At 43.1% G+C, this 24,029-nt stretch carries 23 protein-coding genes; 8 read left to right on the forward strand and 15 right to left on the reverse strand.

The features are described 5' to 3' along the window. Positions 1-76 precede the first annotated feature (76 nt). From F893_RS10580 to F893_RS10590, 3 genes are all read right to left on the reverse strand, one after another. The gene (locus F893_RS10580; RefSeq protein ID WP_005251959.1) at positions 77-1,126 is read right to left on the reverse strand and encodes a 3-deoxy-7-phosphoheptulonate synthase; all 1,050 of its coding nucleotides are present in this window, start codon (positions 1,124-1,126) and stop codon (positions 77-79) included. Positions 1,127-1,648: 522 nt separating this feature from the next. Then, positions 1,649-2,179 (reverse strand): hypothetical protein, encoded by a 531-nt coding sequence (locus tag F893_RS10585; protein ID WP_004280428.1) that lies wholly within the window; start codon positions 2,177-2,179, stop codon positions 1,649-1,651. A gap of 209 nt (positions 2,180-2,388) precedes the next feature. Then, positions 2,389-3,501 carry an S-(hydroxymethyl)glutathione dehydrogenase/class III alcohol dehydrogenase gene (locus F893_RS10590; protein WP_005251961.1) on the reverse strand — a complete coding sequence of 371 codons (1,113 nt, stop codon included), beginning with the start codon at positions 3,499-3,501 and terminating at the stop codon, positions 2,389-2,391. 120 nt (positions 3,502-3,621) lie between these two features. Between F893_RS10590 and F893_RS10595 the strand changes: the two genes are divergently transcribed. The 3 genes from F893_RS10595 to F893_RS10605 all read left to right on the forward strand — a co-directional run bounded on the left by F893_RS10595 (position 3,622) and on the right by F893_RS10605 (position 6,421). After that, complete coding sequence (locus F893_RS10595; RefSeq protein ID WP_005106839.1) at positions 3,622-5,178, forward strand: phospholipase D family protein; 1,557 nt, start codon at positions 3,622-3,624, stop codon at positions 5,176-5,178. 168 nt (positions 5,179-5,346) lie between these two features. Beyond that, positions 5,347-5,784, forward strand: coding sequence for a hypothetical protein (locus F893_RS10600; protein WP_005106837.1), 438 nt, complete (start codon positions 5,347-5,349; stop codon positions 5,782-5,784). Positions 5,785-5,944: 160 nt separating this feature from the next. Beyond that, complete coding sequence (locus F893_RS10605; protein WP_005251964.1) at positions 5,945-6,421, forward strand: pyridoxamine 5'-phosphate oxidase family protein; 477 nt, start codon at positions 5,945-5,947, stop codon at positions 6,419-6,421. 94 nt (positions 6,422-6,515) lie between these two features. On the opposite strand, the gene F893_RS10610 is transcribed toward F893_RS10605, so the two are convergent. The 7 genes from F893_RS10610 to F893_RS10640 form a co-directional block, all read right to left on the reverse strand. Then, a complete protein-coding gene (locus F893_RS10610) occupies positions 6,516-7,100 on the reverse strand; it encodes a uracil-DNA glycosylase family protein (RefSeq protein WP_005251966.1) in 585 nt (194 codons plus the stop codon). A gap of 32 nt (positions 7,101-7,132) precedes the next feature. Continuing rightward, on the reverse strand, positions 7,133-7,843 hold the full coding sequence (locus F893_RS10615) for an SGNH/GDSL hydrolase family protein (protein WP_004731172.1): 711 nt from the start codon (positions 7,841-7,843) through the stop codon (positions 7,133-7,135). A 216-nt stretch (positions 7,844-8,059) separates the two neighbouring features. Continuing rightward, complete coding sequence (locus F893_RS10620) at positions 8,060-9,118, reverse strand: fatty acid desaturase (protein WP_005100136.1); 1,059 nt, start codon at positions 9,116-9,118, stop codon at positions 8,060-8,062. A gap of 409 nt (positions 9,119-9,527) precedes the next feature. After that, complete coding sequence (locus F893_RS10625; protein WP_004280440.1) at positions 9,528-10,271, reverse strand: SDR family oxidoreductase; 744 nt, start codon at positions 10,269-10,271, stop codon at positions 9,528-9,530. A gap of 52 nt (positions 10,272-10,323) precedes the next feature. After that, positions 10,324-11,022 (reverse strand): histidine phosphatase family protein, encoded by a 699-nt coding sequence (locus tag F893_RS10630; RefSeq protein ID WP_004280442.1) that lies wholly within the window; start codon positions 11,020-11,022, stop codon positions 10,324-10,326. After that, complete coding sequence (locus F893_RS10635; protein WP_005251968.1) at positions 11,019-12,140, reverse strand: phosphotransferase family protein; 1,122 nt, start codon at positions 12,138-12,140, stop codon at positions 11,019-11,021. Before F893_RS10635 ends, F893_RS10630 begins: the two co-directional genes overlap by 4 nt. A 51-nt stretch (positions 12,141-12,191) precedes the next feature. Continuing rightward, positions 12,192-13,433 (reverse strand): acyl-CoA dehydrogenase family protein, encoded by a 1,242-nt coding sequence (locus tag F893_RS10640; protein ID WP_005251970.1) that lies wholly within the window; start codon positions 13,431-13,433, stop codon positions 12,192-12,194. Positions 13,434-13,527: 94 nt separating this feature from the next. Here F893_RS10640 and F893_RS10645 point away from each other — a divergent pair, with 94 nt between their 5' ends. Next, the gene (locus F893_RS10645) at positions 13,528-14,451 is read left to right on the forward strand and encodes a LysR family transcriptional regulator (protein WP_005251972.1); all 924 of its coding nucleotides are present in this window, start codon (positions 13,528-13,530) and stop codon (positions 14,449-14,451) included. A gap of 190 nt (positions 14,452-14,641) precedes the next feature. Beyond that, entirely contained in the window at positions 14,642-15,253 is a 612-nt protein-coding gene (locus F893_RS10650) for a thermonuclease family protein (protein WP_005251974.1), read from the forward strand. Between the two features lie 90 nt (positions 15,254-15,343). On the opposite strand, the gene F893_RS17905 is transcribed toward F893_RS10650, so the two are convergent. From F893_RS17905 to F893_RS10660, 3 genes are read right to left on the reverse strand one after another with little or no spacing between them, the layout of a single operon-like run. Then, positions 15,344-15,451: a hypothetical protein gene (locus tag F893_RS17905; protein WP_005251975.1), complete on the reverse strand. Its 108-nt coding sequence runs from the start codon at positions 15,449-15,451 to the stop codon at positions 15,344-15,346. Positions 15,452-15,460: 9 nt separating this feature from the next. Next, positions 15,461-16,465, reverse strand: a complete 1,005-nt coding sequence (gene cydB, locus F893_RS10655) for a cytochrome d ubiquinol oxidase subunit II (protein ID WP_004280450.1) — start codon at positions 16,463-16,465, stop codon at positions 15,461-15,463. Then, positions 16,462-17,907 (reverse strand): cytochrome ubiquinol oxidase subunit I, encoded by a 1,446-nt coding sequence (locus tag F893_RS10660; protein WP_004731186.1) that lies wholly within the window; start codon positions 17,905-17,907, stop codon positions 16,462-16,464. The genes cydB and F893_RS10660 overlap by 4 nt, the downstream gene beginning before the upstream one ends. A 265-nt stretch (positions 17,908-18,172) precedes the next feature. Here F893_RS10660 and F893_RS10665 point away from each other — a divergent pair, with 265 nt between their 5' ends. Together F893_RS10665 and F893_RS10670 are read left to right on the forward strand one after the other, a co-directional pair. Then, on the forward strand, positions 18,173-18,616 hold the full coding sequence (locus F893_RS10665) for a MarR family winged helix-turn-helix transcriptional regulator (protein ID WP_004280452.1): 444 nt from the start codon (positions 18,173-18,175) through the stop codon (positions 18,614-18,616). Further along, a complete protein-coding gene (locus F893_RS10670) occupies positions 18,613-19,815 on the forward strand; it encodes an MFS transporter (protein ID WP_005100126.1) in 1,203 nt (400 codons plus the stop codon). Before F893_RS10665 ends, F893_RS10670 begins: the two co-directional genes overlap by 4 nt. Positions 19,816-19,821: 6 nt before the next feature. Here the strand turns inward: F893_RS10670 and F893_RS10675 are convergent, their stop codons facing one another. Next, the gene (locus tag F893_RS10675) at positions 19,822-20,802 is read right to left on the reverse strand and encodes a GlxA family transcriptional regulator (protein ID WP_005246142.1); all 981 of its coding nucleotides are present in this window, start codon (positions 20,800-20,802) and stop codon (positions 19,822-19,824) included. Positions 20,803-20,880: 78 nt separating this feature from the next. Between F893_RS10675 and F893_RS10680 the strand changes: the two genes are divergently transcribed. Beyond that, positions 20,881-22,704, forward strand: coding sequence for an acyl-CoA dehydrogenase (locus F893_RS10680; protein ID WP_005251976.1), 1,824 nt, complete (start codon positions 20,881-20,883; stop codon positions 22,702-22,704). 54 nt (positions 22,705-22,758) lie between these two features. Here the strand turns inward: F893_RS10680 and F893_RS10685 are convergent, their stop codons facing one another. Beyond that, positions 22,759-23,973 carry an alkane 1-monooxygenase gene (locus F893_RS10685; protein ID WP_004280457.1) on the reverse strand — a complete coding sequence of 405 codons (1,215 nt, stop codon included), beginning with the start codon at positions 23,971-23,973 and terminating at the stop codon, positions 22,759-22,761. Positions 23,974-24,029 lie beyond the last annotated feature (56 nt).

Consider the following 24,029-nt stretch of genomic DNA (forward strand, 5'->3'; position numbering starts at 1 on the left):
CATCTGGGAGATGCGCTGATCGGCTTCATCTGATTCTGTCTTTCCCCAATCAATTGAGGAAAGACATCATTCAGTTTTAAGCACTACGCTTCAAACCTTCGAGCCGTAGTGAGTCAGTCATATTTAACAATAGTTGTTCGGTTTTTGTCCAGCCCAGACATCCATCAGTTACAGACTGACCATAAGTCATTTGCTCAGAAATTTTCTGGTTGCCGTCAACAAGATGACTTTCTAGCATTACGCCACGAACATTGGTCTGTAAGCGTTCTGCCACGATCTGCTCCAATACTTCAGGCTGCAGCATCGGATTTTTTGAGCTATTGCCATGACTACAGTCAATCACCAATGCCGGTAAGTCGATCTGATGTTTGGCCCGGATTTTCTCAATTTCTGACAATTGGTAATTTGGTCCGCTATTCGAGCCACGTAAAATCAAATGTGCTTTAGGATTACCTTGCGAGTGTAAAATGCATGGTAAACCAGACTGGTTCATCCCCAGGAATTGATGAGGATGAGAGGCAGACTGAATGGCATCTAATGCAATCTGGATCGAACCGTCAGTACCATTTTTAAAACCGATGCTGTACGGCATATGGCTGGAAATTTCGCGATGAATTTGCGATTCGCTGGTACGTGCGCCAATCGCACCCCAAGCTAATAAGTCATCGAAATAAGCAGTTGCCATCGGGCTAAGAATTTCAGAGGCAATGGGCAGACCCATTTCAATGATTTTTAGGTATAAGTCACGGGATTTTTCCAAGCCCAATTGCATATTGGATGAACCATCCAGATTTGGATCGTAAAGGAAACCTTTCCAGCCTACGGTAGTCCGCGGCTTTTCGATATAAGCACGCATCACCAGGAAAATCTGATCAGATAGCTGTGACTGAAGTTGTTTTAATTTTTCTGCATAGTCTAGCGCGGAAGCTTCATCATGAATGGAACATGGGCCTGTGACCACCATTAAACGATGATCCTTGCCTTCTAATATATTTTGAATAGTTTGACGGTGTTCAGCGACTTGGCTGGCTAATTGCGGAGACAGTGGCAATTGCTGCTTAAGCTGCTGAGGTAAAATTAAAATGCTTTCAGCATGATGTTGTTGTGATGTATTTGGGGTATTCATGACTTTAATCCTGGGACTGGCAATCAGTCCAAACTTTTATTTGAGCGTTATGGGTCTAATCGAAGGTGTTGTGAGTGTCATTAGCTGACTAAAATAAGACCAATAAAAGTTGTTAAAGTATGAATAGTTAAAGTTTGTCATGGCTGTCTCCAAAATATTGTAAAAAATGAAAGGCATAAAAAAAACCTGATCAGGGTTGCCGATCAGGTATAAACTGGTGGGCAACCTTTTCATTGCCCAAACGCATTCAGGCAATTAGCTAAACTGCCAGAAATAAAAATATGCGTTTGAAATGATAGGTTGCTTTAACATGTTATGTCTTTCATAAAATGTGATTCTGAAATTAAAATACGCGCTCTGTGATCATTTGACAAGCATTAAATATAAAAAAATATTTATTAACTTTTCTACTTTTATTTATTAATTCATCAAACCGTGAGATGTATCACTAAAATTGGTAAAACCCACAAACCTATTGCAGATTTTACCAAAGAAACTTCAGTTTAATCCAAAGATTAAAAATTAACGTGAAACACGATTCCAGGCATCACGCACTGCAAATTTAGCCTGTTCCCAGTTTAAACGTGATTCGCCTTTCATTTGTTCCCATTTCAGTCTCAAATCAGGTTCTACATCTTCAAAACGGGTATGAGCATCATAGCTGCCACGGTTTTCATAACCGACTCGATAGGCCGTATCATAATCACGGTCATAATCCAGATCGCTATAGGTGGTACGGGCATCTGAATAGTATGGCGTATTGATCGAATTATCACGCCAGTAAGCTTGCTCTTCTGTTGGATTTATAGCTTCGCCTACACCTTTACCTGCCAGACCACCAACAACAGCACCGACTACACCACCAACAGCGACACCGACTGGACCGCCTGCAGCACCAATGGCTGCACCAGCTGCTGCGCCACCTGCAGCACCTACACCTGTACCTACAGGATGTGCGCCAGGTTCACCCGTAATTGGATCAGCATTTAAATCATCGCGGACATCTTTAGGCGCATTCTTAATTACATCACGATCAAAATTATCATTCGACATAGAGCTTATCCTTATTCTTTAAAATGGTTTTAGCACGTATCTTCATACGTCCTATTTAATATAAGCATCTGGCATGTAATGACATTAGCAGGCGTGTTTTGTTTCAGTGACTCTCTGTGAGGCTTTCATGCACTAATGTATCCTGAATCAAGTGAAAGCCGCATAAAAAAGACCGGTTTAATACCGGTCTTTTTTAAAATTGAAAAAGCTTAGTCAAAATGAATGACCGTACGGATTGATTTACCTTCATGCATCAAGTCAAAAGCTTCATTGATCTGATCCAGTGGCATGGTATGTGTCACAAAAGGCTCAAGTTGAATTTCACCTTTCATGGATTGCTCTACCATTCCCGGCAATTGTGAACGACCTTTTACCCCACCAAATGCAGTACCCATCCATTTACGACCTGTGACTAACTGGAATGGACGGGTTGAAATTTCTTTACCTGCACCGGCTACACCAATAATCACCGACTGACCCCAGCCACGATGCGCACATTCGAGTGCTGAACGCATTACATCTACATTACCGATACATTCGAATGAATGGTCTACACCCCAACCGGTCATTTCGACGATCATTTGCTGGATCGGCTGATCATAGTCTTTTGGATTCAGGAAATCTGTCGCCCCAAACTGTTTCGCCAGTTCAAATTTATCCGGATTGGTATCAATCACAATGATACGGCCGGCTTTGGCCTGACGTGCGCCTTGTACCACAGCAAGACCGATACCACCTAAACCAAATACTGCAACACTGTCACCTTCCTGAACTTTAGCGGTGTTATGTACCGCACCAATACCGGTAGTCACACCACAGCCCAGCAGGCAAACATGCTCATGGTTGGCTTCAGGATTAATTTTTGCCAGAGACACTTCAGCAACCACGGTATATTCTGAAAAAGTTGAACAACCCATATAGTGATAGATCGGCTCGCCATTATAAGAGAAACGGGTCGTACCATCTGGCATGACACCTTTACCTTGCGTCGCCCGTACAGCAACACACAGGTTGGTCTTGCCTGATTTACAGAACAAGCATTCGCCACACTCAGCAGGATAAAGCGGAATCACGTGATCGCCCGGTTTCAGGCTAGTGACCCCTTCACCGACTTCAACGACCACACCCGCACCTTCATGACCCAGGATTGCAGGAAATACACCTTCAGGATCTTCACCAGACAAGGTAAATGCATCAGTATGACACACGCCTGTATGGCTAATTTTTACCAGTACTTCACCTGCTTTTGGTGGAGCAACATCCACTTCTACAATTTCTAATGGCTGGCCTGGACCAAACGCAACTGCTGCACGTGATTTCATGTAAAACTGTCTTTTTTTGCTGATTTACAGATGACTAACAGTAACCTCTTTCTATTCGCAGATTCAACTATTAACATCATCAGATAAGGAATAAAAGATCCTATAATTAATGGAACATCAATGACTAAACCTTCGCCCTTTGTATGTTTGAGCATTTTTACTTTTAGCATCATGCTTTCTGGCTGTGAACTGGCTCCCAACACTGCTGAAGAAGCGAAAATTACGCCGGTTCGACCGGCACACTGGATCGACAATCAACTTTCAAAACAGCAGATCAATAGCGGTAAAACGGCTTTCTTGCCGCTCTATGATGGCTTTATGAGTATGGCAGCACGTCTGCACCTGATTAACAAAGCTAAATATCATCTGGATCTACAATATTACATTTGGAAGGATGATTATATTGGCAATATGATCTTGTCCCAATTACTTAAAGCCGCCGATCGCGGTGTCAAAGTACGGGTTCAGATTGACGATCAAAATGGTACCCAGCTTGATGACAAGCTTCTTGCTCTAAGCCAACATCCAAATTTTGAAGTTCGGATTTTTAATCCCTATAAATTTCGTCATTTACGTGCGCTGGATTATGGCTTCCGGATGAAAAAGGTCAATCATCGCATGCACAATAAATTGATCATTGCGGATGGCACTGCAGCCGTGACCGGCGGCCGCAATATCAGTAGTGAATATTTTGATGCCAGTGAAGATTTTCAGTTCACCGATGTGGATATATTCTTCGCAGGGCAAAGCGTAACAGATGCCAATCAGACCTTTATTAACTTCTGGAATGATGATCTGAGTTATGACGTTCGACAGATCTTGAATGATGCCGGCCATCCTGAAATGCTTAAAAGGCTCAGAACTGAATTTGAACGAGAAGATGTTGACGAAACTGAACTCAAACGCCGGGTGGGCATTGCCGAGAAACAAGTCGAACAACACTTAAAAAAACAACCCATTCACTGGGCGCCGGCTTATTTTGTTGCGGATAGTCCCGCAAAAGCACGCCCCCATGCCAAAAATGGCGATTATATTTATACCCATATGCTCGAACTGATGGGTGAGCCAAAAAAACATCTGGAACTGGTGTCCTCGTACTTTATTCCCACGCAAAAAGGGGCCGACTATTTAACCCGTCGTGCGCAACAAGGTGTGAAAATCAGAATCCTGACCAACTCTTTTCAGGCCAATGATGTGGCTGCGGTGCATGCCTATTATCAGCAATATCGTCAGCAATTATTGAAAAGTGGCATCGAACTCTGGGAATTTAAACCCTACATTGTCCGTCCGGAACGGACCTGGTATGAAATTATGACTGGAGACATCATCCCGGCTAAAAACAAAAATAGCTCCAGTTTGCATGCCAAATTTTTTGATCTGGATGGCATGGTGTTTGTCGGTTCATTTAATTTTGATCCGCGTTCAGCCTATCTGAATACCGAAGTCGGTCTGGTCATTGAATCGGAAGATTTTCAGAAGGAAATCACCAGTGCGATGGATCAGTACTTACCACGCGTGGCTTATCAACTTAAACTGAACGAAAAAAATGAAATGATTTGGCTGGAACATCAAAAAGATGGCCGTAGTATTCAGCATTTACATGATCCGGAAACTACAAAATTCCAGCGTTTTATGATGAATCTGGTGACGAAATTTCCCGGTGAATGGTTAATGTAATGACATTAGAATGACCTCACAATTACGACGACATGAAAAGCCTGTATTTTGAGAATGACCGCTTAAATTAACTTAGTCCAATCATCGTTTAAAGGGTTTTACAGTCTATTGCGCTTACTTTAGAATTACATTTTTCTCGTATTTTGCGCTTGTTCGCCCTCCACTCCCATGCAATTTTTTGATCTAAGCCGTCAGTTTAAGTTCAGTGATATTCTCACGCCTGTAAAAACTCTCCATGATTTATCCCAGCAAGAATGGTATTTGGCCAAAATTCGGGTGGAACATGACTGTTTGTCCGACTCCGATACGGTCGAGGGACAGGTAGTTTTGAAATCCAGTGAAAATATTCAGCTCGAACTGGAATGGCAGATTCAGGATAGTAGTTATGAATTACAGGTTTTATTTAAAGGTGTAGAAACTGAAGCCACTGATGAGACCGGTATCATGTTGAAAGGTGCACAACTGGTCGATGAACAGCAGCAAGTACTCTCTGCCCAAGCGTTAAGCTTATGGATTGATGGTACTCTTTTGCCGATGTTGCCTGAAATCCGTCAGGAAATTAAAGCACGTTTAAATTTGTGGGATTATGTCGAATACGATGACTAATCGCCGAATTTTGCATTTTTTAAAGAGCCCATGTGGCTCTTTTTTATAATCTGAGTGACGTTTTAGATTGATTAAACTGCCCTATCTTCAATTTTTTCAGGCAATGCCAAGCTAAATAAGTTGTTATAAAATTTATAAAAAATAAAAAGAGAATCACGACATGATTTCTGATAGTGAATGGCAACAGATTCGTCAGGTGGTCGCTGATGCACAACGGGCTGCCATGCATTGCTCTATTGCAACAGTCAACCCCAAAGGCTTTCCTAGTATTACACCGATCGGAACCATATTTCTCAACAAAAAGACCAGTATCGGTTTCTTCTTTGATACTTATTCCACTACTTTTTCTGAGAATTTACAGCATCAGCCGATGGCATGCATACAGGCTGTGAACATTAGTAAACTGTTTTGGTTTCATTCGTTACTTAAAGGTAAATTTAAGCGTTATCCAGGAGTACGCTTATATGCAGAAATTGGTCCTTTACGTCCGGCCTCGCTTGAGGAAATACGACAGGTGGAGTCGCGTATTCGAGCTTTAAAATGGACCAAAGGTAGTCAGTTAATCTGGTCCAGCTTTCATCATGTCCGGGAGATGAAGATCAATAGCTATCGCTGGATCGAATATCCAAATATGTGAATAAATAAGGTCAATAACTTACAAATAGTAAGTTTATTTCTTATCTGTAGCCTAAAACCTCTTTAACCATTTTATCTGATTATTGGATTAAATATTAAACTAGACCCACATGTTCAAACATCAATCGGTAACTTTCGGCTTTTTTCTCTAGAGAAACCGGATATGCTCGAGAAGATGAAGGCATGCGATATAAATACAGATCACGTCCGACAAAATGGGCCTCGCTAGGCTGACCAATACTCGGCTTTAAAGTCCCTTCAGGCATAGACAGCATCATGGTGTCTGTGGCCTTGTCGCCTGTGGTCATAATATGATTGCACTGCGGCATTTGGCTTAGTAGTTGCTCAATATTGGTAGGTACTACAATTTCCAAAAACTTGTCTGAAGCATTGCCCTTTAAACGCCGGATCTGATAACCACTATCAAAAATTGCAATCCCCGTTTCTGTTAAAAAATCCCGGATTAATTGTTCCTGAAATTTTTTATTGGGTAGATCTAAAAAGTAATCTTTATTTTCAAAGAAAATCAGTCCAAAAATCCGCCACATATCATTTTGATAGTTTGGATAATAAAAGTTCATTTTCCAGCGTGTGGCAGGTGGCGGAAAACTACCCAACATCAGTAATTTGGCATTGGGCGGTAAAAATGGCGGTAGCGGATGCGTTTCAATATCAGACATAGAATTAACTAAATTGAGAGATTTCAACTATTTTAGAAGGTCTTCCGAATCTTGCCAGCTACTTCTTGTCCCCAAAGTGTATAAACTTCCTTACTCGGATGAAAACCATCTGCAGCCATTTGTAAATTCATGGCACGATACTTCTCAATATCGTATTCAATCCATTGCATATTCACTTGCTGATTCACAAAATTTTCTAGTTGCTGGTTCATCTGTTTAGCATACTGGCCAAATAGCCAGGCTAAAGGATTCGGTAGCGCCGGAAACATATTCATTGGCGGCACACCGGCAGCAATGATCAGTTTCGGACTAAATTTTTGCTGAATTTTACTATAAAGCTGTTCCTGCTTCTGAATCCAAACCTCGACAGGTATCAGTTTGGTCACATCATTGACGCCAACCGACGTGACGATTACATCATAGTGCTGGACTTCCATCTGGTCCAAAGCATGAATTACTTTTGAGCTGGTATCGCCTGTTTTGGCCTGTAATTTCCAGTCAATTTCAAAGTCATCTTTCAGTTCATGCAGAATTGCACCCAGTAATGCGTCATCCTGATGTTCTACTCCTACACCTGCTGCTGCCGAATCCCCTAAAATCAGCAGAGACAGTTTGTTGCCGGTTCCGGTTTGACCTTCACGTGCACCTTCAGGTTCCGGCAGTCTTAGGGTATTTTTCTTGACGCGATTACCCTGAATGACGAGTGCAGGAATCAAGGCAATGGTGGCGGCTTTCAGCAACATAGTGGGCTAATTTATATAAAGATATACTTGATTTTACCTGAGTTTATTCTTTTGAACTATTTCCTCAGCAATCATTTTAGATGAATGTTCACCTAAATTTGACTGAGATAGGATTCTTGCAAAATATAGGCTTATACATCTTGCCCTTGGGTAAATCACAAAGGATAAATATAAAAAAATCCCGCTTAAAAACGGGATTTTTATGACAATCAAAGCTTAGATTTTATAGTCATTCCAGCGATTCATACGCTTAAAGGTTCCCACATCATTAAAACGCACGCCCACTTCTTTCATTACTTTATGCGCCGTTTTAGACGTCAGTTGACGGATATAAAATGGCTCCTTGACTACAAAGTGATGAATCGCATGGGTCGAACCAAAATTACAGCAGAATAACTGGAACGGGACCATCCACCATGGATTGAGCACTTGGGTTTGTTTGATCACATCACGTGGATCAATATCGCCATAGTAATGCATATTTGAACTGACAAACTGCAAGCTAAAAGAACGGATAAAGTTCGGAATCACCCAGATGACTGCCAGCAGATTCACGATCGGCATCGTGTTGACAATACCTTGTGACCAGAGCATCTCATAACCAAATAGCGGTGCAATCGCATTTAAACCATGAAAAACCACAAACAGATAGCACAATCCATAGTAAATAATGCTGAGAGGTAAAAAGCCGAATAACTGAGAAATCATGGCAATTTTACGTTCTTTTTCAGGCTGTTTTTCCAGAAAAAGATGAATCATCTTAAACATCTGAAATGGACGCAGATACACTGACATCAACTGGTCACTAATGACCAGAATTCGGCGAATGCCCCAAGGCATACCATTACTGATGCCACGTTCTTCCAGGTCATGTTCAGTGCCTGAATATTTATGATGATGCAAATGTAAACGACGACGTGCCCACGGACTGATGGTGTTTGGACGTGCCAACCAGACCAGTGCTAACATCAAATGATGTGCCCAAGGTGTTTTTTTGAAATACATATAATGAATCAGGTCATGTTCCAATTCATGGGTCAATGACGCAAAAATCGCAATCAAGGGAATGGTAAACCATGCTGAGAGATAACCTGTTCCATATGCTACCGCGCATGCAATCATGCCTGCCCAGGCAAAGCCTAAAATACTCGCACCGATAAAGTTCTGATGTTTGAGTATGGGATAACGAGCACGCACCTCTTCCCCGGCCTGGGTAACGATACTTCTGACCTTGGAGATTCGCTGCTGGTCAGTCATATCCGCAGATGTAGACATATGGACAACCTTTAATTTCTGGACGGTTGTACATTAAAGGAAATTCTAAAAAAGAGAAGTTATCTTTCCACTTTTAGAGTGAGTATGTCTAAGTTTTGGACAGTTTGGAAAAGTTCTTAAAATTGGCGAAAATTAGGAAAAGTTAAAGAGGGTCTTTCTCATGAAACGAAAATTTAAAAGTAATTGATTTAATTGCAAATTCATCAATAAAATAAAAATATAATTTTTGATAATTTAAAACTTTATTTTAATAATCAATATATTAGGATTTATAAAATTTCGCTTTTTTGTAAATTCAAGCTATACATTTTTTAGAAAAAAATACTGATTCAGAAATTTTTCTCAGTTTGTCATAAAAAATAAAAAGAGAAGCGCTCTAGCTTCTCTTTTTATAGATCTAAGAGCGCTTTTAACCTAACTTGTTCACCAGTTTAAGTGGTAATACTTTCATGGCTAGACCGAGTGGCAACCAAGGCCATTTCGGCACATAAGCCTTAACTGGTGCTTTTTCAATTTCTGCTGCCAATAAACGCGAACCAGTTTTTTCATCTACTTCAAAAGGTAGCTTTTTTGCCCCTTCATTAATTTCAGTACGAATATATCCTGGGAAAATGGTGGTCACTTTTATTGGCGTATCGATCAATTCAGCTCGAATGCCTTCCGCTAAATGAGCCACGCCGGCCTTACTTGCACCATAAGCCGTTAAATGTTTTGGCATACCGCGCATTGCACTCATAGATGAAATCATCACCAGATGGCCAGAGTTTTGTGCACGGAAGATTTCAACTGCAGCTTCACATTGTGCTAATGCCGAAATAAAGTTGGTTTCAACCGTGGCTTTATTGATAGCAAAATTACCTTTACCAATCCGGCGGCCCTCACCGACACCAGCATTCACAATAACTCGGTCAATGGTGCCAAAGTCTTCTTTAAAAGCACGAAACACTTCAAACACTTGATCGTAATCGGTGACATCTAGTGTTTTGGCAATGACTTTGATGCCATATTGGCTTTCCAGTTCCTGCTTTAAGATTTCCAGACGCTCCAAACGACGTGCACAAATCGCCAGGTTATAGCCTTTTTTCGCAAATTCACGTGCCATACCGGCGCCGATCCCTGAACTTGCACCGGTAATTAAAATTGTTTTAGCCATGTATTTACCCTATTCCTTTATTTTTCTAGCGTATTAGGTTTTCAATCTCATTTTAAATCCAGGTCAATAAGTCTGGACGCTGTGCTTTAATAAAATGATGTTCATTTAAACTGAGTAGTTGCGGTTCATTACCCACCAGACGTAGTGTCGTGATACTGGTATTGGTAATCGCCCAGTTCAGAGCAAAGGTTTTCTCCGGACTAAGGCCCAAAATTTTGCCTACAGCCACAGAAATCACCCCACCTGAGGTATAAACTACTGCATAGCGTGGTCGGCTTTTGGACAACTGGTCACACAGATTTTCTAAGCCGCTTTCCACGCGTGCTTTGAAACTTGGCCAAGATTCATCATATTCATGGTGATAATCATCGCCAGTCCAGCGTGCAATTGCACCGCTAAAAATCTTGCTCAGATAATCCCGTGGATTTTCATGTTCTGATACATCCTGTTTCAGCAATTCAGGCTGATTAAAGCGCGGCTCATAACGGGCGAATACCTGCTGATGATTAAATTCATTCCAGGCACTATCGGTCAGAATCTCACTTTCCGGAAAACATTTGTCCAGTGATAATTGCGCTGTCTGTTGATGGCGTTGCATGGAACCAGCCACCACATAAGGCGCTTCTTTCAGGATTTCTTCAAAATAGCGACCCAAAAGCTTTGCCTGTAACTCGCCGTTGGGCGAAAGTTGATCGTAACTTTCTGCGCCAAAAGAGGCCTGGCCATGCCGGATCAAGTAAATGGTTGTCATTTTGGCATTATCTCTTTAAATTTAAGCACATACTTTTGTGCAATCTCATTGGCTTCCAGTTTTTGCTTGCCAATCAGTTTTAAGGCACGAATATGCAAGGCATGAATCACCACCCAAAAATCCTTGAACGCTGGATTATTAGTCTGTTTATGGTAATAACGATAATAGATCTGCTGGGCAATCACCGCGAGACGGAAAATTCCGAACACCTCATAAAACGCCCAGTTTTCCGGTTGCAGGCCGGTTTTTCCCAAGTAGTAATCCACCACTTCTTTACGGGTAAACATACCTTTTAGATTGGTCGGCTGGCGGCGTGTTGCCTTAAAGATGGCATTGTCAGTATCTTCCACCCAATAGGCTAAAGCAGAACCTAGGTCCATGAGCGGATCGCCGAGTGTCGCCATTTCCCAGTCCAGTACGCCAATCACTTCAGTCGGATTTTCCGGATTTAAGATGACATTATCAAAACGCCAGTCATTATGAATCACACAGGTTTTAGAATCTGAAGGAATATTATCTTTAAGCCAGTTGCGCACATATTTAAACGATGGAACATTTAAAGTTTTAGCCTTTTCATAACGTACATCCCAGCCTTCGACCTGACGGCGACAATAGCCTTCACCCTTACCGAGATTTTCAAGTTCAGTTCCTTGATAAGGCACCTGATGCAATTCGATCAGTTTATCAATCACATTGATACATAAAGTCCGGATATCGGATTCAGTAAGCTGCAGCTCAGCTGGCATTTTGGCGCGAGGAATAATTCCTTCAAGCCGTTTCATCACATAGAAATCACAACCAATCACTGATTCATCCTGACAAAGCGCCACCATTTCAGGCACCACCGGATAATGTTCAGACAAGGCTTTTTGTACATGATATTCACGTGCCATATCATGGGCTGATTTGGCTTTGGTACCTTGCGGCGGACGACGTAAAATTAGATCGGCATTGGTATACTGTAAACGGTAGGTCCAGTTTGAAGCTCCGCCTGAATATTGGGTCACTTGCACAGGGCCTTCAACATTCACATTTTGCTGAATTAGCCAATTGGTGATGGCTTGTACATCCAGTTCTTCACCTGCACGAACTGCTCCACCTACATCAATAACCGCCATAATTTTTCCTTAAAATTTTTTAATACGTTGCAATCTTCTATTTAAGCCAGTTTATTTTTTGTGGCGTGTACTGTAGCCACGTTTTGCCAGTTCCAGTTTGGCAATCATGCCCTTATGCACTTCATCCGGGCCATCAGCCAAACGTAAGGCACGTGCCTGGGCAAAGAATCCGGTCAGTGGCGTATCACGAGAGACACCGGCACCGCCGTGGATCTGGATGGCCATATCGACAACTTTTTCCAGCACACTTGGCGCAACGACTTTAATTGCAGAAATTTCAGTCAGTGCCGCCATATTCCCTAAAGTATCCATTTTATAGGCGGCATACAAGGTCAAAAGGCGTGCCTGATCAATTGCAACCCGGGCTTCCGCGACACGTTCCAGATTGCCGCCAAGTTTTAAAATCTCTTTGCCAAATGCTGTCCGGCTCATGCCTCGGTCAATCATCAACTCTAAGGATTTTTCCGCAGCCCCGATACAGCGCATGCAATGATGAATACGGCCTGGTCCTAAACGACCTTGGGCAATTTCAAAGCCCTGACCGGCGCCACCAATAAAATTCGCTACCGGAACGCGGACATTTTCAAAGCTGACTTCACCATGGCCATGTGGTGCATCGTAGTCACCAAATACAGGTAGCATGCGTTCGATTTTAACGCCGGCAGTATCCACAGGAACTAAAACCATCGAATGCTGATGATGACGGTCTTTTGTTTCATCTGGAGTATGCGCCATAAAAATAATGATTTTGGCATTTGGATCGCCTAGACCTGATGACCACCATTTACGGCCATTGAGAACAATCTCATCACCTTCCACCATCGCCGTTGCCTGCATATTGGTAGCATCACTGGATGCAACTGCAGGTTCAGTCATACAAAAGACCGAACGGATTTTTCCTTCTAATAGTGGCTTCAGCCATTGCTGTTTTTGTTCTTCAGAACCATAACGCCACAATACTTCCATATTGCCGCTGTCTGGTGCATTACAGTTAAATACAGTTGGCGCAATCAGGCTACGACCGGAAAGTTCTGCGATATGTGCATATTCCTGAACTGATAAACCCTGGCCAAGTTCTGGACAAGGGAGAAACATATTCCAAAGGCCGGCTGCCTTGGCTTTGGCTTTTAAGCTTTCCAGTTCTGCTGGCCATTGCCATTTGGTCCAGTCACCGCCTTGATTCAACTCATGAACCTTCTGCCAGAAATCAGCTTCAACCGGTTCAATTTCATCAGCAATAAATTTTTTGGTTCTATTTAAATAATCCTGTGCACGTGCTGAAAGTTCAAACATCTCTGTATCCTTCTAAATATTCTAATTCATACGCTTTACAACACCTTAACCCAAAACCTATTATGAATAAAATGATTTTACCCCATACATTATTATGCATAATATTCATTCCAAAACAGTTATGGACCTGCGAAATTTTCATCGTATCGACATTAACCTTTATCCGCTTTTTATGGCAATTTATGAGCAGAACAGTATTTCTAAAGCTGCACAAATTTTATCAATCAGCCAGTCTGCTGCTAGTCATGCTTTACAACGTTTAAGGCAGCATTTACAGGATGATTTATTTGTACGTACTGGTAGCAAAATGCAACCTACGCCGTTTGCGGAACAGATCTATCCTGAGCTGAAGAATGCACTTTTTGCAATTCAAAATATTTCAATACAACATCAGCAGTTCAGACCAGAAATGATTCAGAGTTTGAAAATTGCCGTTCATGATGAAATTGAACCAATGATCTTTCCCAGACTCGTTCAGCACTTTCAGCAACTCAATCTAGAAATTCAGCTTAGCAGCATGAAACTGGACCGTAAAAATATAGCAGCAGACCTCGCCTCTCAACAGACTGATTTTGTCATAGATCTGGAACAAAACATTGCTGAAAAAATCCAGTTTGAACGCCTGGTGCAAGATGAATTTGTAGTGTGTACACAATTAACAGAAATGAATGAGCAGATTTATCTTGCCTCGCCTCATATTGGCGTGTCATCACGCCGTACTGGTGTTTTGGTTGAAGATATTTATTTAAGTCGGAAACAATATTCACGACAGATTTTTTTACGCTGTCAGCATTACTCAACTGCTCTGCAAATTCTGGAGCAGCAAAAGACAGCCATGCTCACGATTCCTAAAAATGTATTGACGCATTTACAATTGGCTACCAGTCTAAATATTTTTGAAGTCCCTGTGGAACTGCCGAAAATTAATATGGGGATGTATTGGCATAAGGATTTGCAAGAGAATAAAAGACATCAATTTTTGAGAAGTGAAATTTATAAAATTTTTTTTGAGAAGTGAAATTTATAGAATTTTTTCTTAGGCTATTTATAAAGGAATGCAAGTTTGCTTAGGCTATTTTTATATAAGTTTAGATGGTTGCAGCTTCATCTTTTTAGTAGAAAAATATACTTAGGCTATTTTAGCTGGTACAAAACTAAACACTGAGTGATTAGCTTTTAAGCCCTAGATCTACTGGCTTTGCTCTAAAATGGCTCGACTTTTAGCTGTGATTTTACAGCTGGTTTTGCTGATTTGGATCTTGCCTTTGTTAAATCTCTCCATCACCTGGCAAATTGTGCTGGGCCTCGTACTGCTGTGTTTTTCTTATTATCTGCTGCATCAAATTACAGTTTATTTAAAAGATGTTTTCCGCCCCTTTAAGAAAGGCAAAAAATACTGGTGCCGTGTAAAAGCCGTAAGTGATGGTGATACCCTCACCTGCTACCGTTTTAATATTCGTCGCTCTGAGACCAAATTGCGCTTTGCTTTTGTCGATGCCCCTGAATCATCACAAGCCTATGGCAAGGAATCGCAACGTCTGGTCAAAAGCATGGTGAATAATAAAATGGTTCGGGTCAAGATAACCGACATTGACCGTTATGGTCGCTGTGTGGGTGTCGTCTATCGCTATCGCAAAAATATCAATGAAGAGATTGTCAAACGTGGTGCAGCGTGGGTCTATGAAGAATATATCAAAGATAAAAACCATTTACGCTATATGATGGAGCTGCAAAATAAAGCTAAGAAACAGAAAAAAGGCCTTTGGAAAGGCAGTCGCCCTGTACGTCCAAGTGTTTATCGTAAGCAGGTAAAATCGTAAATTTGATTTTGTCAAAGATGAATTGCAAATGATAAAAAGTGATCAGGACATTCTGATCACTTTTTTTTCACTCATTTTAGTTTTACCGATTTAATAAGCCAAATGCACCAGAAAGCGGAATGCGCCGGCAATCAGGACCAGCGTTAAAAATCCTGCCAGCCATAGTCCTACAAACCATAATGCCTGTTTGCCTTTCATGACCACTCCTTAATGATAGCCATCATCGCCGACCCTGACCTTATGCCGGAACACCCAATAGGACATACCAGTATAAATCACAATAATAGGAATCAGGATCAAGGCACCAATCAAGGCAAATAGCTGGCTATTTTCATGCGCTGCAGCCTGCCAGATAGTCACGCTCGGCGGGATAATATATGGCCATAGACTGATCAAGAATCCAGTATAAGCGAGGAAAACCAGAACCAGCATATAGGTAAATGGACCTAATTCACTGCGTCTTTTGCAGGCACGTAAGGCCAGCCAGGTAAATAGCAGAACCAGAACTGGAACTGGCATAAAATAGGTGAATTGTGGCTGACTAAACCAGCGTTCGGCAATCTGTGGATGGGTCAACGGCGTATAAATACTGACAGCACCCAATATGATCAGCAAGGCCATAATCAGCTTAGGCATCAGTTTAAACATTCGATCCTGCAAGTCATCTCCGGTTTTATAAATCAGCCAGCCACAGCCTAATGCCGCATAGAGCACCACCACACTGATTCCGGTAAAGATACTGAATGGAGTGAGCCAGTCCAGACCACCCCCAACATAGACACCATTTCGGGTTTCAATCCCCTGAATATAGGCCCCTAAAATCATGCCTTGCAGGAAACTGGTAATCGCAGAACCACCGATAAAGGCTTTATCCCACCAATGCTTACTGCGGTTTGCCTTGAAGCGGAACTCAAAAGCTACGCCACGGAAAATCAGAGCAATCACCATCAGAATAATTGGCATATACAGCGCCGAGAGTACGGTCGAGTAAGCAAGTGGGAAGGCTGCAAATAGCCCGGCACCGCCTAATACCATCCAGGTTTCATTGCCATCCCAGACCGGAGCCACGGTATTCATCATGACATCACGTTCATCTTGATGTGGGAAAAAAGGAAACAAGATGCCGATGCCCAGATCGAAACCATCGAGAATGGTATAAATCAATACACCCAAACCAATAATCACAATCCAGATTAATGATAAATCAATCATTTTTTATCCTCCTGATCCGGTTGTTCAGGAACTTCTTCGATACGTTCTCGAATACTACTTAATGGCCGACGCGAGGCCTGAACCACATCACTATCTGATTCATGATCTGGTCGAGTATGAATAAACTCGGGACCTTTGTGCATCAGACGCAACATGTAGTAAATCCCGATACCAAATACCACACAGTAGACGACTACAAAAATAATCAGGGTTAGCCCCACCTGTTCAGCGGAAACTGGTGACAATGCATCCTTGGTCCGCATGATGCCGTAGACTACCCAAGGCTGACGGCCGACTTCTGTGGTAAACCATCCCGCCAGCATGGCAATAAAGCCGGAAGGTCCCATAATCAAGGCAAATCGATGCAATGCACGGGATTCATAAAAGCGACCACGGGTACGTGCCCACGCTCCCCATAACGCCAGTAACAGCATCAATACGCCGAGTCCGACCATAATCCGGAAGCTCCAGAACACCACCAGTGAATTCGGCCGGTCTTCAGGTGCAAAGTCTTTAAGTCCCGTAACCTTTCCATCCATCGAGTGGGTCAGAATCAGGCTCCCCAAGTTGGGAATTGCGACTGCATATTTGGTTTCTTCTGCCTCCATATCTGGAATACCAAAGAGATATAAGGGCATGCCTTCATCATGATTGGTTTCCCAATGCCCTTCCATTGCCGCCAGTTTTGCTGGCTGATGCTCAAGGGTATTAATACCGTGCATATCACCGACGATGACCTGCAAAGGTGCAAGTACCAGAAGCAGCCACATTGCCATGGAAAATGAAGTTTTAACCAGTGCATCGCGACGGCCTTTGATCAGATGCCATGCAGCTGTAGCAGCAACCAGTAAGGCGGAAACCAGAAAGGCAGCCATAGCCATATGGGCCAGACGATAAGGGAAAGATGGGTTAAACACGATAGCAAGCCAATCTTGCGGAACAATCAGGCCATTTTCAATCGCAAAGCCTTGTGGGGTCTGCATCCAGCTATTGGACGATAGAATCCAGAACATGGAAATACAGGTGCCTATCGCAACCATCAAGGTCGAGAAAAAGTGCGCCTTTGGTCCCACTCGCCCCCAGCCAAATAACATGATGCCCAGAAAGCCCGCTTCCAGAAAGAAAGCGGTGAGTACTTCATAGGCCAATAAAGGTCCAGTCACGCTGCCTGCCACCCGGGAAAACTCACTCCAGTTGGTTCCAAACTGGTAGCTCATGACCACACCAGAGACGACACCCATCCCGAATGCCACAGCGAAAATTTTCACCCAAAATTTGAATAGATCCTGAAAAATCGGGTTTTGAGTTTTGAGCCAGCGCCATTCCAGAATGGCCAGAAAGCTGGCCAAGCCGATTGAAATTGCCGGAAAAATAATATGAAAAGATACAGTAAAGGCGAACTGTATTCGTGCTAACTCTAATGCAGTTAAACCCAGAGTCATAAGCTTCACCTATGCATTGTTATTTGGCATCTTTGCCCTTCAATTTTTAAGTCATGAATTTTTCTAGTGACATGGCTAGCTTAGGCGTGGCTGTTATAAAAAGTATGTAGTCTTTTGTTGATTATTTTTTAATCAAGTTAAACTGTGTAAACGCTGCTGGCAAATAAAATATTGCTCTGAATAATTTTTAAAAGTCTTCTCTTGAGCTTTGGATAAAACAGGCGTAAATTAGGCGTAAATTTAGTTACCCAGGTTAACTAACCCCATGTTTTCCGAATCTCCCCGACTCCGTACACTGCTATTACGCTGCGCACGCCTGATGAGCGATGAGATCAATACGATCTTGTTGTCATCTCAATTAAATTATTCCTTATGGCAGGTGTTATACGTCATCCAGTCAAAGCAACAATGCACGCTGGCAGATATTTCCAGTTATCTCAATGTATCCAAGCCCGGTATTACTAAGCGGATTCAGCAACTGGTTGAACTCGATCTGATTGCCCAACTCGAAACTGAAGACAAACGTCAAAAGCTGTTCAAGTTGAGTGAGCAAGGAATTGAGACCTTTGCGATGTGTTCCAAACAGATCGATGCATTTGAAGATCAGTTGCTTGAGCACGTTGAATCAGATGATCTTGAAGGCAGTAAAAATACCTTGATGCAACTCATTCAGCAGTTATATCCCTCATCTCAGGACAGACCTCAATGAGCCAAGAACAAGAAGCGCCTTTATGGACGCCCAATTTTATCCTGATCAGTCTGGTGAATTTCCAGCTGGTTCTGGTGTTCTACTTACTGGTGATTGTGATTGTCGGCTACTCAGTGGCTGAGCTAGGGGCTTCGACTGCACAAGCCGGTCTGGTATCAGGTCTGTTTATTGTCGGCACCCTATTCGGACGCTTATTGATCGGAAAATTACTGAATCGTCTGGGCCTAAAAAATACGCTTGTCATTGGCCTGACTGGTTTCCTACTCTTTTCCGGACTGTATATGATTCCGGCCAAGCTGGAAGTTTTACTAGGCATCCGTCTGATACATGGCTTTATGATGGGTATGGCTTCTACTGTACTGGGTACAGTGATTGCACAGACCATTCCTGCCACACGACGTGGTGAAGGAATTGGATATTTCAGCATGAGCAGCACCCTCGGCACAGCGATTGGTCCCTTTGCCGGAATCTGGCTGATGACAAATTTTAATTATCAGGTAATTTTCATCTTTACCAGTATCGTTGCGCTCAGCTGCCTGATTTGTGGCTTGTTCATCCAGCCACCACGCCTTAAGGCAGGTCATTCGTCAGCAGCCTCTACTTCGCAAAGCACCAGCAAACTGGCTCAGTATATTGAACCGAATGCGCTACCGATTGCACTGATTGTACTGCTGGTAGCTACTTCTTATTCAGGCATATTGTCGTTTATTCACTTTTATGCCAAAGAAATTAATCTGGTCGAAGCAGCATCTTTTTTCTTCCTGATGTATGCTTTTGCCATTTTGCTTTCGCGTCCTTTTACCGGCCCGCTCATGGACCGTAAAGGTGAAAATATCATTATCTATCCTGCCATTGTGATTATGGCATTAGGGATTTTGCTTTTAAGCCAAGCACAAAACTCTGTGATGTTACTCTCTAGTGCAGCGTTACTCGGTTTTGGTTTTGGGAATATCCAGTCGGTGTGTCAAACCATTGCGGTGAAAAGTACAACATTGCAGCGTATGGGTCTAGCAACCTCAACCTTCTTTATTGCCCTGGATGCCGGTCTTGGTTTTGGCCCGTATTTCCTGGGTATGCTGCTGGACCAGATTGGTTATCGCCAGCTTTATCTGTTCTCGGCGCTGCTCACCCTAAGCTGTCTGGCCTGGTATTACCTTCTGCATGGCCGTAAAGCAGGAAAAGTACAGCCTTCTCATTAAAAGCTTTTAAAAGCGCCGACTAAACCGGCGCCGATATTCCAACGGCGTCAGACCGGTTTTTTTATGAAATAAACGGCGGAATGAACTTGGATCCTGATAGCCGACATTTTGCATAATCACATCCACAGCTTGATCGGTTTCTTCCAGTCGTTTACGTGCGGCTTCAATCCGGATCGCTTGTAGATATTGATTGGGCGGTATGTCTAAGGCTTGTTTAAAGCGTCGAATCAGGGTTCGGCCAGTCACATTAAACTGCTCTGCCAGCTGGTTCAAACTAAAATCTTCATGAAAATGCTGCTCTAGCCAGTTCTGGATTTTTTGTACCAGTTCATCATGGTGCGGCTGGCCAATATTCAGCAATGAATAAGACAACTGGCTATCACGGCGGTAATCAATTACGAAAGATTTAGCCGATTGCATGGCCACCTCAAAGCCATACAAGCGCTCAATCAGATGCAAACCCAGGTCAAACCAGGCCAGGCCTCCACCTGCACAATAGATATTCTGATCCCGGCTAATCATCAGATCGGCATTCAGTTTCACCTTAGGATAGCGTGAACGAAACACTTCCTGAAAACCCCAATGTGTTGTTGCAATCCGGTCATCTAAAATGCCTGCTTCTGCCAGAAAAAAATTCCCCGTACAGTTTCCTGCAATTAAAGTCGCCTCTGCATGTGCAGATTTTAAAAAATGAATCAGTTCTGGATTCTGTTGCAATACATCCTGAATCGGTGCAGCGATGGTCGGTACCACCAGAATATCTGCAGTTTGAATCTCTTGATAAGAAAAATGTGCCTGCAACTGCAGCCCATTGATACACCGAATCGGATGTCCCTCCGGACTGGCGATACTCACCTTAAACAGGCGCTGTACGTCCTGCTGCTGGATCCGGTTCCAGCTTACGCCAGCCATAGTAAATAAATCGACCACACCCGTAATGGCCGAAGCCAGAGCCCCATGAAAGCCTAAAATCACCACCTGTTGCATACTTTACTAATTGTCACTTTTCACCCGATTCATGTCATTATTGACAATCCTCCTCAATAAAAGCAACTGCTAGTCTTGATGCTATCTCAAGGATTGCACATTCAGGATAGTACCGTGACCCAACTGATTAATGATAAAGATCTGCATTTCCAGCTTTATGACGTATTCAAACTTGAAGCGCTGACTAAACTGCAACGCTATCAGGATCATGACAAAAATACTTTCGACAGTATTCTGGAAACGGCAAAAGGTATCGCGACTGATTATTTTGCGCCGCATAATGCCAAAGCTGATCAACAAGAACCGAACTTTGATGGCAAACAGGTCAAAACCATTGATGAAGTGAAGACAGCCTGGCAACAGTTTGCCGATGCCGGCCTGCTTTGCGCCCAGCATGATTATGCAGATGGTGGCATGCAACTGCCCACTTTGGTGAATATGGCCTGCAATGCTTATTTTATGTCGGCCAATCCGTCCACCGTGGCTTATTCTTTTCTAACGGCCGCTGCGGCGAACCTGATACAGGCTTTTGCCTCCCCAAAACAAAAGCAAATATTCCTACCGCATATGTTGAGTGGCCGCTTTGCTGGCACCATGGCCATGACAGAGCCGAATGTAGGTTCCTCTTTGGGCGATCTGACCACTAAAGCGATTCCTCAGGCAGATGGAATTTATAAAATTAAAGGCCAGAAAATGTTTATTTCGGGTGGCGATCAGGACATTAGCGAAAATATTGTGCATCTGGTCTTGGCGCGGATTCAGGATGCGCCGCAAGGCGTGAAAGGAATTTCCCTGTTTATCGTACCAAAATTCAAAACCAACGAGGATGGTTCACTCGGTGAAGCTAATGATGTACAGCTGGCTGGCTTACTGCACAAAATGGGCTATCGAGGTACTACATCTACAGTTTTAAGCTTTGGAGAAAATGATAATTGCTTAGGCTATTTAATTGGTGAACCCGGTCATGGCTTAAAATATATGTTCAAGATGATGAATGAAGCACGTGTGGGTGTCGGTCTGGGCGCAGCCATGATTGGTTATCGTGGCTATCTGGAATCTCTGGATTATGCTAAAAACCGTCCGCAAGGCCGGCCAGTTCATGAAAAAACACCTGACTCGAAACCAGTAAATATCATTGAACATACCGATGTCAAACGCATGCTACTGGCGCAAAAGTCATATGTAGAAGGTTCGCTGGCACTTTGCTTATTTGCAGCCCGATTAATTGATGAACTTCAGGCAGCTCAAGATGAAGATAGTGCAATTCTCCTTGATCTCATCACCCCGGTGGTCAAATCTTTCCCTTCTGCCTATGGTCCGAAAGCCAATGATCTGGCTATTCAGGTCCTGGGCGGCGCGGGTTATACTCGTGAATATCCGGTGGAGCAATGTTACCGTGATAACCGGCTCAATCCGATTCATGAAGGAACTTACGGCATTCAATCTCTGGATCTGCTGGGACGTAAACTCTGGCAGCATAATGGCAAAGGGCTCAATCTGCTCATGCAGCGCATCCAGAAGACCTTGTCAGAGATTCATGATCCGAAGATAGTGGAACTCGCAAAGATCTATAAACAGCATCTTGCCACTGTGCAAAAGACTACACAGATTTTAGGCCAGGCCTTGCATCAAGGCAAAGTCAGCGAAGCTTTGGCCAATTCAGGCCTGTATCTGGATATGATGGGTAAGACCATCCTAGCCTGGCTATGGCTGGAAATGGCGAATCAGGCTCAACTCAAGTTTGGCACATCTTCGCAGGCAGAAGATCAGACTTTTCTGGCAGGGAAAATTCAGGCAGCTCAATATTTTATTCGCTGGGAACTCCCTGAAATTGAACATCAGGCCAAATTACTGATGCATCTGGATGATACTTGCCTGAATATGCAAGCCGACTGGTTCTAGGCAGAATTAATCAAAAAATGCGCCTTTATCGGCGCATTTTTATTTTGTAATTCATTAAGCTGTAGAGTTATTTACACCAAATTTTTTAAATAGCTTGGCACGCTTGGAAGGCAAGATATTAGCCTTACTTAAATCGCCCTGATAGTGCTGATATACCCGCTGATCCATGATTTTGTACCATAAAGGTGGAATCAAGGCTGGAATCAGCATGGTTGCATAACCGCTGGGTAATTCTGGCGCTTCATCAAAATGCCGCAACGCCTGAAATGGACGGCTTGGAAAAGCATGATGATCAGAATGGCGTTGTAACTGATACAAAAACAGATTAGTTACGATATTGTTGTTATTCCAGCTATGTTCCGGCAAGGTTCGCTCATAACTGCCATCCGCTTTCTGTCCACGTTTCAGTCCGTAGTGCTCGATATAATTCACAATCTCAAACAGGCTAACGCCATAAAATGCCTGTGTCAGTGTATAAGGAATAATTTTCTTGCCATACGCCTTTAGCATCAAGGCATGATAGCCGGCACTCATGGCCCAACCATGAAACAGCTCATTTTCCTGATTAAAGAATTTCAGTCCCTTACGCTCGAGCCGTCTTTTTTCAATCTGGATTGCAGATTTTAATCCGCCTATTACGGTACGTGGCCAGAAACGGTAAAAAGATTCACCCATTTTTGAAGATGCCGGATCTTCTGGTGTCGCCACCCGTTTATGGTGTCCATAAGGATGTTCGATCCGGAAATGGTTATAGCCCAAAGGCATCAGGCTGGCATGAGACCAGTAATGGTCTTTTTTCTGGGGACGATGGCTGAGTTCATGTGCGGTATTCACCCCCACACCATTAATCGCACCCATAGAAACTCCAAGCAGTACCTGATCCAGCAAAGACACATTTGGCCGGCTTACGACATAACCGGCAAAGGCATTGGCTGCCATTTGCAAGGGAATAAATGCTTTTACAATGCGGTCATAATAAGGATCGTTAACCAGTGCCTTGATCTGCTCATCATTTGGGTTATTGGCATCATCGCCAATCAGGGCATCCAGAGTCGGAATGATTACGTGCAGTAATAATAGTCCGCCCATGGCAAAGACTTTTTTAGTCGCTTTGGGACCAAAATGATAACCGGCCAGAATTCCCATTCCGATCACAGGCAGACCTGGGCTGAGCAACCAGCCAAAACGTTTTTTATCCAGCTTGACACCTTTTAGTGCCGACGCTTCCTGCGTAAACTGCGCTTTCTGGATTTGTGCAGGGGCATTCATTGCGACCTTCCTTTTTTATGTTACTCTGCACTTATAGTTGATTATTTCAGCAGTAG

The organism is Acinetobacter sp. CIP 102136 (assembly GCF_000369685.1).
Lineage (GTDB): Bacteria > Pseudomonadota > Gammaproteobacteria > Pseudomonadales > Moraxellaceae > Acinetobacter > Acinetobacter fasciculus.